This is a genomic window from Pseudomonas lini, assembly GCF_001042905.1.
In the GTDB taxonomy this organism is placed as follows: domain Bacteria; phylum Pseudomonadota; class Gammaproteobacteria; order Pseudomonadales; family Pseudomonadaceae; genus Aquipseudomonas; species Aquipseudomonas lini.
In genome coordinates this window covers 1-11,839 of sequence record NZ_JYLB01000007.1, presented here as the reverse complement: position 1 = coordinate 11,839, position 11,839 = coordinate 1, and the positions used below count along the sequence as shown (strand labels likewise).

Annotated in this window: 11 protein-coding genes and 4 tRNA genes; all 15 read right to left on the bottom strand. The window is 54.7% G+C overall.

Features of this window, described 5'->3' with window-relative positions:
* Positions 1-22: 22 nt before the first annotated feature.
* Positions 23-4,096: a DNA-directed RNA polymerase subunit beta gene (gene rpoB / locus TU81_RS20550; protein WP_038981299.1), complete on the bottom strand. Its 4,074-nt coding sequence runs from the start codon at positions 4,094-4,096 to the stop codon at positions 23-25.
* 220 nt (positions 4,097-4,316) lie between these two features.
* Complete coding sequence (gene rplL / locus TU81_RS20545; RefSeq protein WP_038981298.1) at positions 4,317-4,682, bottom strand: 50S ribosomal protein L7/L12; 366 nt, start codon at positions 4,680-4,682, stop codon at positions 4,317-4,319.
* 74 nt (positions 4,683-4,756) lie between these two features.
* The gene (gene rplJ / locus TU81_RS20540) at positions 4,757-5,257 is read right to left on the bottom strand and encodes a 50S ribosomal protein L10 (RefSeq protein ID WP_038981297.1); all 501 of its coding nucleotides are present in this window, start codon (positions 5,255-5,257) and stop codon (positions 4,757-4,759) included.
* 198 nt (positions 5,258-5,455) lie between these two features.
* Positions 5,456-6,151, bottom strand: coding sequence for a 50S ribosomal protein L1 (rplA, locus tag TU81_RS20535; protein WP_007896626.1), 696 nt, complete (start codon positions 6,149-6,151; stop codon positions 5,456-5,458).
* The gene (rplK, locus tag TU81_RS20530) at positions 6,151-6,582 is read right to left on the bottom strand and encodes a 50S ribosomal protein L11 (RefSeq protein WP_008008888.1); all 432 of its coding nucleotides are present in this window, start codon (positions 6,580-6,582) and stop codon (positions 6,151-6,153) included. The genes rplA and rplK overlap by 1 nt, the downstream gene beginning before the upstream one ends.
* A gap of 117 nt (positions 6,583-6,699) precedes the next feature.
* Positions 6,700-7,233 carry a transcription termination/antitermination protein NusG gene (nusG, locus tag TU81_RS20525; protein WP_007896622.1) on the bottom strand — a complete coding sequence of 178 codons (534 nt, stop codon included), beginning with the start codon at positions 7,231-7,233 and terminating at the stop codon, positions 6,700-6,702.
* Between the two features lie 9 nt (positions 7,234-7,242).
* Positions 7,243-7,611, bottom strand: coding sequence for a preprotein translocase subunit SecE (secE, locus tag TU81_RS20520; RefSeq protein ID WP_007896620.1), 369 nt, complete (start codon positions 7,609-7,611; stop codon positions 7,243-7,245).
* 45 nt (positions 7,612-7,656) lie between these two features.
* Positions 7,657-7,732, bottom strand: a tRNA-Trp gene (locus TU81_RS20515).
* A gap of 53 nt (positions 7,733-7,785) precedes the next feature.
* The gene (tuf, locus tag TU81_RS20510; RefSeq protein ID WP_007896619.1) at positions 7,786-8,979 is read right to left on the bottom strand and encodes an elongation factor Tu; all 1,194 of its coding nucleotides are present in this window, start codon (positions 8,977-8,979) and stop codon (positions 7,786-7,788) included.
* 84 nt (positions 8,980-9,063) lie between these two features.
* Positions 9,064-9,139 (bottom strand) — tRNA-Thr (locus TU81_RS20505).
* 26 nt (positions 9,140-9,165) lie between these two features.
* Positions 9,166-9,239, bottom strand: a tRNA-Gly gene (locus TU81_RS20500).
* A 24-nt stretch (positions 9,240-9,263) separates the two neighbouring features.
* Positions 9,264-9,348: transfer RNA gene (locus TU81_RS20495), tRNA-Tyr, on the bottom strand.
* Between the two features lie 142 nt (positions 9,349-9,490).
* Positions 9,491-9,931, bottom strand: a complete 441-nt coding sequence (locus tag TU81_RS20490; protein WP_038981296.1) for a hypothetical protein — start codon at positions 9,929-9,931, stop codon at positions 9,491-9,493.
* A gap of 7 nt (positions 9,932-9,938) precedes the next feature.
* Positions 9,939-10,688, bottom strand: a complete 750-nt coding sequence (locus TU81_RS20485; protein WP_038981295.1) for a pantothenate kinase — start codon at positions 10,686-10,688, stop codon at positions 9,939-9,941.
* The gene (gene birA / locus TU81_RS20480) at positions 10,678-11,637 is read right to left on the bottom strand and encodes a bifunctional biotin--[acetyl-CoA-carboxylase] ligase/biotin operon repressor BirA (protein ID WP_038981294.1); all 960 of its coding nucleotides are present in this window, start codon (positions 11,635-11,637) and stop codon (positions 10,678-10,680) included. Before birA ends, TU81_RS20485 begins: the two co-directional genes overlap by 11 nt.
* Between the last annotated feature and the right edge of the window lie 202 nt (positions 11,638-11,839).

Below are 11,839 nucleotides of genomic sequence, written 5' to 3'. Positions count from 1 at the left end.
CGCTCTCGATTCGCGTCACGTGTTATTCGGTTTCCAGATCGATATCGATGCCGAGGGAACGAATTTCTTTGATCAACACGTTGAAGGACTCGGGCATGCCCGGCTCCATACGGTGATCGCCGTCCACGATGTTTTTGTACATCTTGGTCCGACCGTTCACATCGTCCGACTTCACTGTGAGCATTTCTTGCAGAGTGTAAGCAGCACCGTATGCTTCCAGTGCCCAGACCTCCATCTCCCCGAAACGCTGACCACCGAACTGTGCCTTACCACCCAGCGGCTGCTGGGTAACCAGGCTGTACGAACCGGTAGAACGAGCGTGCATCTTGTCGTCTACCAAGTGGTTCAGCTTCAGCATGTACATGTAGCCAACAGTAACCGGGCGCTCGAACTTGTTGCCGGTACGGCCGTCGGTCAGCTGCATCTGGCCGCTTTCTGGCAGGTCTGCCAGTTTCAGCATGGCCTTGATTTCGCTTTCCTTGGCGCCGTCGAACACTGGAGTGGCCATTGGTACGCCGCCGCGCAGGTTCTTCGCCAGATCCAGGATTTCCTGGTCGGAGAAGCTATCCAGATCTTCGTTACGACCGCCGATCTGGTTGTAGATCTCGTCCAGGAAGGTGCGAAGTTCGGCAACTTTACGCTGCTCTTCGACCATCCGGTTGATCTTCTCGCCCAGACCTTTGGCCGCGAGGCCCAGGTGGGTTTCAAGGATCTGACCAACGTTCATACGCGAAGGTACGCCCAACGGGTTGAGGACGACGTCGACCGGGGTGCCATTGGCATCGTGCGGCATGTCTTCAACCGGCATGATCACGGAGACCACACCTTTGTTACCGTGACGACCGGCCATCTTGTCGCCCGGCTGGATGCGACGACGGATTGCCAGGTAAACCTTGACGATTTTCAGCACGCCTGGAGCCAGGTCATCGCCCTGCTGCAGTTTGCGCTTCTTGTCTTCGAACTTGTCGTCCAGCAGACGGCGGCGATCAACGATGTAGGCCTGAGCCTTCTCGAGTTGCTCGTTCAGAGCATCTTCAGCCATGCGCAGTTTGAACCACTGACCATGCTCAAGACCGTCGAGAACTTCGTCGGTGATTTCCTGACCTTTCTTCAGACCGGCGCCGCCTTCGGCTTTGTGGCCGACCAGAGCGGAACGCAGACGTTCGAAAGTGGCGCCTTCAACGATACGGAACTCTTCGTTCAGATCCTTGCGGATCTCGTCGAGTTGAGTCTTCTCGATCGACAGTGCACGAGCATCACGCTCAACGCCGTCGCGGGTGAAGACCTGTACGTCGATGACGGTACCCTTGGTGCCGGTAGGCACACGCAGGGAGGTGTCTTTAACGTCGCTGGCTTTTTCACCGAAGATGGCACGCAGCAGTTTTTCTTCCGGAGTCAGTTGGGTCTCGCCTTTCGGAGTGACCTTACCAACCAGGATGTCGCCTGCGCCAACTTCAGCACCTACGTAAACGATACCGGCTTCGTCCAGTTTGTTCAGTGCAGCTTCACCCACGTTCGGGATGTCTGCAGTGATTTCCTCTGGCCCAAGCTTGGTGTCACGCGCCACACAGGTCAGTTCCTGAATGTGGATCGTGGTGAAACGGTCTTCCTGAACAACACGCTCGGACAGGCAGATGGAGTCTTCGAAGTTGAAGCCGTTCCATGCCATGAACGCGATGCGCATGTTCTGACCCAGAGCCAATTCACCCATATCGGTGGACGGACCGTCGGCCATGATGTCGCTGCGCTGAACCCGATCACCCTTGCTCACCAGCGGACGCTGGTTGATGCAGGTGTTCTGGTTGGAGCGGGTGTACTTGGTCAGGTTGTAGATGTCGACACCAGCTTCACCGGTTTCAACTTCATCATCAGCAACACGAACCACAATACGGCTGGCATCAACGGAATCGATCACGCCGCCACGACGAGCCACGACGCAAACGCCGGAGTCACGGGCTACGTTACGCTCCATGCCGGTACCGACCAGCGGCTTGTCAGCGCGCAGGGTTGGTACAGCTTGACGCTGCATGTTCGAACCCATCAACGCACGGTTGGCGTCGTCGTGCTCGAGGAACGGGATCAGCGACGCTGCAACCGAAACTACCTGCTTCGGCGATACGTCCATCAAGGTGACGTCTTCCGGCGCCTTGACGGTGAACTCGTTCAAGTGACGAACAGCTACCAGCTCGTCGATCAGGACTTTCTTATCGTTCATCGTGGCCGAAGCCTGAGCGATCACGTGATCAGCTTCTTCGATGGCGGACAGGAACACGATCTCGTCGGTGACCAGAGCGTCTTTCACCACACGGTACGGGCTCTCGAGGAAGCCGTACTGGTTGGTGCGCGCATAGGCAGCCAGGGAGTTGATCAGACCGATGTTCGGACCTTCCGGCGTTTCAATCGGGCATACACGACCGTAGTGAGTCGGGTGTACGTCACGCACTTCAAAGCCAGCACGCTCACGAGTCAAACCGCCAGGGCCGAGTGCAGAAACACGACGCTTGTGGGTGATCTCGGACAGCGGGTTGTTCTGGTCCATGAACTGGGAAAGCTGGCTGGAACCGAAGAACTCTTTCACCGCCGCAGCCACTGGCTTGGCGTTGATCAGGTCTTGCGGCATCAGGCCTTCGCTTTCAGCCATCGACAGACGCTCTTTGACCGCACGCTCAACACGTACCAGGCCAACGCGGAACTGGTTCTCGGCCATTTCGCCTACGCAGCGAACACGACGGTTACCCAGGTGGTCGATGTCATCGACGATGCCTTTACCGTTACGGATGTCGACCAGAGTCTTCAGTACCGCGACGATGTCTTCTTTGCACAACACGCCCGAACCTTCGATCTCGGTACGACCGATACGACGGTTGAACTTCATCCGGCCGACCGCAGACAGGTCATAGCGCTCAGGGCTGAAGAACAGGTTGTTGAACAGAGTTTCGGCAGCGTCTTTGGTTGGCGGCTCGCCAGGACGCATCATGCGATAGATCTCGACCAGCGCTTCCAATTGGTTGCTGGTGGAGTCGATCTTCAGAGTGTCGGAGACGAACGGACCGCAGTCGATATCGTTGGTGTACAGAGTTTCGATACGAACAACCTGAGACTTGGCGATTTTGGCCAGGATTTCGGTGTTCAGCTCGGTGTTGCACTCCGCCAGGATTTCGCCGGTTGCCGGATGCACGATGACCTTGGCGGTAGTGCGACCCAGGACGTAGTCCAGAGGCACTTGCAGCTCTTTGATCCCTGCTTTTTCCAGCTGGTTGATGTGGCGAGCGGTGATACGACGACCTTGCTCGACAATAACCTTGCCTTTGTCATCCAGGATATCCAGGACAGCAATTTCACCACGCAGGCGCTGAGGCACCAGTTCCAGGCTGAGGTTTTCACCTTGCACGTGGAAGACGTTGGTGGTGTAGAACGCGTCCAGCACTTCTTCAGTGGTATAGCCCAGCGCGCGCAGCAGTACCGATGCAGGCAGCTTGCGACGACGGTCGATACGCACGAACACGCAGTCTTTCGGGTCGAACTCGAAGTCCAGCCACGAACCGCGGTAAGGAATGATGCGCGCGGAGTACAGCAGTTTGCCGGAGCTGTGCGTCTTGCCACGGTCGTGGTCGAAGAACACGCCCGGGGAACGGTGCAGCTGGGAAACGATTACACGCTCGGTACCGTTGATTACGAAGGTACCGTTTTCAGTCATCAGGGGGATTTCACCCATGTAGACTTCTTGCTCTTTGATGTCCTTGATCGCTTTGTTCGACGATTCTTTGTCGAAAATGATCAGGCGCACTTTTACCCGCAAAGGTACGGCGTAAGTTACACCGCGCAATACGCATTCTTTGACATCAAATGCCGGTTCGCCCAAGCGATAACCGACGTACTCCAGCGCAGCATTGCCGGAGTAGCTGATGATCGGGAAAACGGATTTGAAGGCCGCATGCAGGCCCACGTCGCGGAACTGATCTTTAGTCGCTCCCGCTTGCAAGAATTCACGATACGAATCCAGCTGGATGGCCAGGAGGTACGGCACATCCATGACGTCCGGCAACTTGCTAAAGTCCTTGCGGATACGTTTTTTCTCAGTATATGAGTAAGCCATCAGCGTTCCCCAGCTTGGTCACCTGCTTGTTTGGCCCCTCCCGACGGGAGCAGCCAGAAAATCGTGCAAACCCCATGGTTTGCGCCACCGCATCGGGTGGTTACAGCTCGTTACCAGCACCGACCCAGTCGGCTGCCAATAACGGAAAAAGGCCGGTGGCAAGAGCCACCAGCCATCAGCCTTTCGCTTAACGCTCGGGCTGGAGGTGCAAAGTCGATGCTTACTTCAGCTCGACTTTAGCGCCTGCTTCTTCCAGAGTGGCTTTTGCTTTGTCAGCTGCGTCTTTCGAAACAGCTTCCAGAACGATGCCAGGAGCGCCGTCAACTACAGCCTTGGCTTCTTTCAGGCCCAGACCGGTCAGTTCACGTACTGCCTTGATCACGTTAACTTTCTTCTCGCCAGCTTCGGTCAGCATGACGTTGAATTCAGTTTGTTCTTCAACAACAGCGGCAGCAGCAGCTGGACCAGCCGATGCAGCAGCAGCGGTAACACCGAAGGTTTCTTCCATCGATTTGATCAGCTCAACGATTTCCACTACGGATTTCTGGCCGATTGCTTCGATGATTTGTTCGTTAGTCAGAGACATGACTCAATTCCTGAATTGGGGGACGGCCTACGCGACCATCGAAATAAACAAAAAACGCGAGAAGTTGACGAGCCTTAGGCTGCAGCAGCTTCTTTCTGGTCGCGAATTGCCGCCAGAGTACGAGCCAATTTGCTGGTAGCGCCTTGAATCACGCTCATCAGCTGGGAAATTGCTTCGTCACGGGTCGGCAGAGTTGCCAGTACGTCGATCTGATTAGCTGCGAGGAACTTGCCCTCGAACGCAGCTGCCTTGATCTCGAACTTGTCCTGACCCTTGGCAAACTCTTTGAAGATACGGGCAGCAGCGCCCGGATGTTCGTTCGAGAATGCAATCAGGGTCGGGCCGGTGAACACGTCGTTGAGAACACTGTATTCAGTGTCAGCAACAGCGCGCTTGAGCAGGGTGTTACGTACAACACGTACGTAAACGCCAGCTTCACGAGCCTCTTTACGGAGTCCGGTCATTGCGCCTACTGTTACGCCACGGGCATCAACCACGACAGCGGACAGAGCGACTTTGGCAGCCTCGTTGACTTCAGCGACGATGGCCTTCTTGTCTTCGAGTTTAATTGCCACGGGTTTAACTCCTGCTTGTTACCGTTTCATCCAACCGAAGCCGGATGTCGTTTTGGTGTCTGATTCGGTAAGGAACCGGGAGCACCATCTGCGTAGGCTTGTGGTTTAAGACTTGCGCCGCCTACGGTCTTGGATAGCCCCCGCCAGGCAGGGACCCCAATCTTTCAATTGGCGCAATCGCTTGCACCAACCTGTGTCTTACGCGTCGAGCGAGCCTTGGTCGATGACCAGACCTGGACCCATGGTGGTGCTCAGGGTAACGCGCTTGACGTAAATACCTTTCGAGGAAGCTGGCTTGATACGCTTCAGATCAGCGATCAGGGCTTCAACGTTTTCCTTCAGCTTGACGGCATCGAAGCCGACTTTGCCAACGGAGGTGTGGATGATGCCGTTTTTGTCGGTGCGATAACGAACCTGACCAGCTTTGGCGTTTTTAACCGCGGTAGCTACGTCTGGAGTTACAGTGCCGACTTTAGGGTTAGGCATCAGGCCGCGTGGGCCCAGAATCTGACCCAACTGACCAACAACGCGCATGGCATCCGGGGATGCGATAACTACGTCATAGTTCAGGTCGCCGCCTTTCATTTCGGCAGCCAGGTCGTCCATACCTACACGGTCAGCGCCGGCAGCCAGAGCAGCCTCGGCAGCTGGACCCTGGGTGAACACAGCAACGCGAACAGTCTTGCCAGTGCCGTGCGGCAGCACGGTAGCGCTACGAACGACCTGGTCGGATTTACGCGGATCAACACCCAGGTTCACAGCAACGTCGAACGACTCGCTGAACTTGACAGTCGACAGCTCAGCCAGCAGAGCAGCAGCGTCTACAAAGTTGTAGGACTTGCCTGCTTCGATTTTGCCGGCGATAGCCTTTTGACGCTTGGTCAACTTAGCCATTACACACCCTCCACGTTAAGGCCCATGCTACGAGCAGAACCGGCGATAGTACGCACGGCTGCTTCCATATCAGCTGCAGTCAGATCCGCGTTTTTGGTTTTCGCGATTTCTTCCAGCTGAGCACGGGTCACGGTGCCAACCTTAACGGTGTTCGGACGAGCGGAACCGCTAGTCAGACCAGCAGCCTTCTTCAGCAGAACCGAAGCAGGTGTGGATTTTGTTTCGAAAGTGAAGCTACGGTCGCTGTAGACAGTGATGATCACTGGAGTCGGCAGGCCTGGCTCAATACCCTGAGTACGGGCGTTGAAAGCCTTGCAGAATTCCATGATGTTCACGCCGTGCTGACCCAGAGCAGGACCAACAGGTGGGCTTGGGTTAGCCTGAGCGGCCTTCACTTGCAGCTTGATGTAAGCGGTAATCTTCTTGGCCATGAGGCACTCCAATTACGGGTTCGAACGCCTCGAAAGGCTCCCCGGTTACTTGCGCGTTTATCCCAGTGACGACAAAACCCCACAGCCTGGGGCTGCGGGGTTGGGATGCTTGCTCAGCTAGACCTTTTCGACCTGGCTGAACTCTAGCTCTACCGGAGTAGAGCGACCGAAAATGAGCACTGCCACTTGGATCCGGCTCTTCTCGTAGTTAACTTCTTCAACCGTGCCAGTAAAATCAGCAAACGGTCCATCATTGACACGCACCGACTCGCCTGGCTCGAACAACGTCTTCGGCTTCGGCTTGTCGCTACCATCAGCAACGCGACGCAGAATCGCTTCTGCCTCTTTATCAGTGATCGGCGCAGGCTTATCAGCAGTACCGCCGATGAAACCCATCACCCGAGGAGTATCCTTGACCAAGTGCCAAGTACCCTCGTTCATGTCCATCTGGACCAGCACATAACCTGGGAAGAACTTGCGCTCGCTTTTGCGTTTCTGGCCATTACGCATTTCAACCACTTCTTCAGTGGGAACCAGAATTTCGCCAAAGCCATCTTCCATGCCAGCCAGCTTTACGCGCTCTACCAACGAGCGCATGACATGCTTCTCGTAACCGGAGTAAGCATGCACAACGTACCAACGCTTAGCCACGGGACACCCTTAGCCGACAATCAAGGAAACAAGCCAGCCGAGCAGGGAATCAAGCCCCCACAACAGCAACGCCATAACCAGAACAACAGCCACAACAATCAGCGTGGTCTGCGTGGTTTCTTGGCGAGTTGGCCATACGACTTTACGAATCTCGGTGCGAGCTTCCTTAACCAGTACAAAGAAAGACTTGCCCTTGACTGTCTGCAGGCCTACAAAGGCAGCTACAGCAGCAATGACAAGCAAAGCAAGTACGCGGTACAGGATCGGCGAAGCAGAGTAATACTGATTGCCAACAACGCCAACAACCACCAAAGCGACTACTACTAGCCACTTGAGCAGATCGAAGCGAGAGCCTTGAGCTTCAGCTTTAGGAGTCATCTATGAAGATCCTGTGAAAAGAAAGCCAGACACACCAAGTGAATCTGGCAGGTCAGGAGGGAATCGAACCCCCAACCTACGGTTTTGGAGACCGTCGCTCTGCCAATTGAGCTACTGACCTAAAACAAAATCAGGCCGACCATTATGCCGGCCCGAAAAAGACATTACAACAACTTACTCGATGACTTTTGCTACGACACCAGCGCCGACGGTACGACCGCCCTCACGGATAGCGAAACGCAGACCATCTTCCATCGCGATGGTTTTGATCAGGGTAACGGTCATTTGAACGTTGTCACCTGGCATCACCATTTCAACCCCTTCTGGCAGCTCGCAGTTACCAGTCACGTCAGTTGTACGGAAGTAGAACTGTGGACGGTAACCCTTGAAGAATGGCGTATGACGACCACCCTCTTCCTTGCTCAGAACGTAAACCTCAGCAGTGAACTTGGTATGCGGCTTGACAGTGCCAGGCTTGACCAGAACCTGGCCACGCTCAACATCATCACGCTTGGTACCACGCAGCAGAACGCCGCAGTTCTCACCTGCACGACCTTCGTCGAGCAGCTTGCGGAACATTTCAACACCAGTGCAAGTAGTTTTGACAGTGTCACGAAGACCAACAATCTCGACTTCTTCCTGAATGCGGACAATGCCACGCTCAACACGACCAGTCACAACAGTACCGCGACCAGAGATCGAGAACACATCCTCGATCGGCATCAGGAACGGCTTATCGATAGCACGCTCAGGCTGCGGAATATAGCTATCCAGAGTCTCAACCAACTTCTTGACGGCGGTAGTACCCATCTCGTTGTCGTCTTGACCATTCAGCGCCATCAGCGCCGAACCAATGATGATCGGCGTGTCATCACCTGGGAAATCGTAAGTGCTCAGCAGATCACGCACTTCCATCTCAACCAGTTCCAGCAACTCAGCGTCGTCAACCATGTCAGCCTTGTTCAGGAAGACAACAATGTACGGAACGCCAACCTGACGGGACAACAGGATGTGCTCACGGGTTTGCGGCATCGGACCATCAGCGGCCGAGCAAACCAGAATCGCACCATCCATCTGCGCAGCACCGGTAATCATGTTTTTTACGTAGTCGGCGTGACCTGGACAGTCAACGTGTGCGTAGTGACGCACAGCCGAATCGTACTCAACGTGAGCAGTGTTAATGGTGATACCACGAGCTTTTTCTTCTGGGGCGCTATCGATCTTGTCGAAGTCAACCTTTGCCGAACCGAACACTTCGGAGCAGACACGGGTCAAAGCGGCGGTCAGAGTCGTCTTGCCATGGTCTACGTGACCGATGGTTCCAACGTTGACGTGCGGCTTGTTACGTTCGAACTTTTCCTTAGCCATCGAAATCACCCCTAGCAGAAGAATTAAGCAAGTACTATCAGCCATTAAAACAAAGGCAGATATTTTCATATCTGCCTTGTTATATGGAGCTCTTGAGCGGATTTGAACCGCTGACCTCACCCTTACCAAGGGTGTGCTCTACCAACTGAGCTACAAGAGCGTAACACTTTGCAGGACCTGCAAACTTGGAGCGGGTAGCGGGAATCGAACCCGCATCATCAGCTTGGAAGGCTGAGGTTCTACCACTAAACTATACCCGCGGAGCTTGCAGCTCTCGCTAAAAATGGTGGAGGGGGAAGGATTCGAACCTTCGAAGTCGTAGACGTCAGATTTACAGTCTGATCCCTTTGGCCGCTCGGGAACCCCTCCTAAGCGAGCCGGCATTCTATATCATGCCAGCCTTCTGTCAAGCATTTTCTCATTAAAAACCTGAGGTTAGCTGCGTTGACCTCGCTTCACACTGCTGACCGTTAAAGGTCTTCACTGCGAAGCGGGCGCCATTCTATGCAAACTATTCGACGGGTGCAACCCCTTCGCACGGCATTATTTTATGTTTTAACTCATTGAATTCTTTAGAAAGGTTTTGCAACTGCGAATCACCCAGCAAACGCCGGCTTTCTGGTGCCACACGCACCCAGTAACCATCAGACTCGGCGGGAGCCCTCAGCAAGGTCTCGAACTTGATTTCCATGCCACTCAATCGCCGCTCGACCGCCTGAGCCGCTTCCTGACGAGCAAAACCGCCAAGATAGAGGCATCCATCGCCTGCCTGGGCAGGCTTTCCTTTATCACGAGCCGCGTCAGTCGTTTCACTCAACAAGCGAATGTCCTGCTGCGCCCCCCGATACAAACTCAAAGGGGTTACATCCTTTGCGCGCAGAGGAGCCTCTTGTTGATGCCAGATGTAATAGAACACATTAAGAACAAGCAGCAGCAGAAACAACCAACGCATAAAAACCTCAGGACAAGGGACACGCCATCGCCAAACCTACAAATACCAGGTCTGGAACCACCCTGGCTTCGGGCACAATCTCGGAGACCAGATCAGCATCCCCGCCAGTCAGAAAGACTGCGAAATCATCCCCCCAATAACTGCGCGCCAACTCTAGCTGAGTCAGGACAAATCCTCTCAACATCAGCAAACAACCTCGCTCGACCGCCTCGACGGTTGTGCGCCCAGGAACAAGACTCTCCAAAGCGCGCTCGGCAGCAAGATCTCCATAGCGAATTCTACGGGTATGGGTACGCAGCTGGTTGCGCATCAAAGGCATCCCCGGACAGATAAATCCTCCGAGATGCTCACCATCCCCTGCAATAAAGTCAGCGGTAACAGCCGTACCAAAGTCGAGCACCAGACAAGCACCCGCAGCCAGATGAAAGCCTCCGAGCATTGCAAGCCAGCGATCAAGCCCTAGCCGCTCGAACTCCTCATAGCCATTTCGAACCCCGGACATCTCGCGAGCCGGTGCCGCGCACACTACAGAAACGCCGAAAGCCTCGGCCAACAGAGAAATCAATGCACTGGTTTCTTCGGCGGTTCTGACACTGACTAAGCGACAATGCTTGAGAGCGAGCCCCTTGAGCCCTTTCAAGCTCTCCAGCAAGGCGAGATCCGAATCAACGACCCCTTCGCCAACCACCCGCCGAACATCCTCGCCGAGCACACGCCACTTGATGAAACTATTTCCGCAATCGAGCTCAAGAATCATCACGCAACCTCAGGCTGAGCTCGCCACCACTAAAGACCTTCTCCACACCATTCACCTTCAAGCGCAAGGCACCTTGAACATCGATACCCAGCACCTCTCCATCTATCTGACTCACACCGGCAATCAACGACACCGCCCGCCCCTGCCATAGATGATTTTGCTCCCACTCCGCCTGAATAGCCGGAAATCCGCCGGCCTGGTGGCGATTTAAATAGGTCTGAAGCATCAACCCTAACTCAGCAACCAGATGATTGCGATCAACAGCCTTACCCGACTCGAGACGCATGGACGTCCATTGCTGATCAACCTCATCGGTCATCTGCATGTTCACATTTATTCCGACACCGATCACCACGTGACACACATCAGCAGGATCCCCCACTAATTCGAGCAGTATTCCCGCAATCTTTTGCTGACCCACCAGAACATCATTCGGCCACTTCAAGCCCACACCTGAAATGCCAAGCCCTCGCAAGGCTTGCATTACGGCAAGCCCGACAACAAGACTCAAGCCTTCCAGCTGCCGCATCCCACCATCAATGCGCAGTACCAGACTGTAATAGATGTTTTCCGCGAACGGGCTCACCCATTTGCGTCCACGCCGTCCACGACCAGCCGTCTGCCGCTCAGCGAGCACCAGAAATGGCGCAGACTGACCACGCTCGATAGCGCGCAAGGCTTCAGCGTTGGTAGAGTCAATTGAATTGAAGACTAGAATGGGCCACTCACAAGAAGGCGCCCGCGCGCTTATTTCCGCAGGATCAAGCAGTGTCAACGGCGCAGCCAGTTGATAGCCGCGACCGCGCACTTTATGAATGGATAAACCGAGCTCAGCCTCCAAGTGCTGAAGCTGCTTCCATACAGCGCTACGACTGACGCCCAAGGCAGCACCCAGGGCTTGGCCCGAATGGAATCGACCATCCTTAAGAAGCTTTAACAACGTCAGCATGCAAGTCTCGCCTCACAATGAGGCCCGCATTCTAGCCATGCCCCGGGCTGTTGCATAGAAACCCTACAAGCGAGATTTTCCTGCGGACAAAACAAAACCCCTACCTGCATACGCAGATAGGGGTTTCGGAATTTAATCTTGACGATGACCTACTCTCACATGGGGAAACCCCACACTACCATCGGCGATGCATCGTTTCACT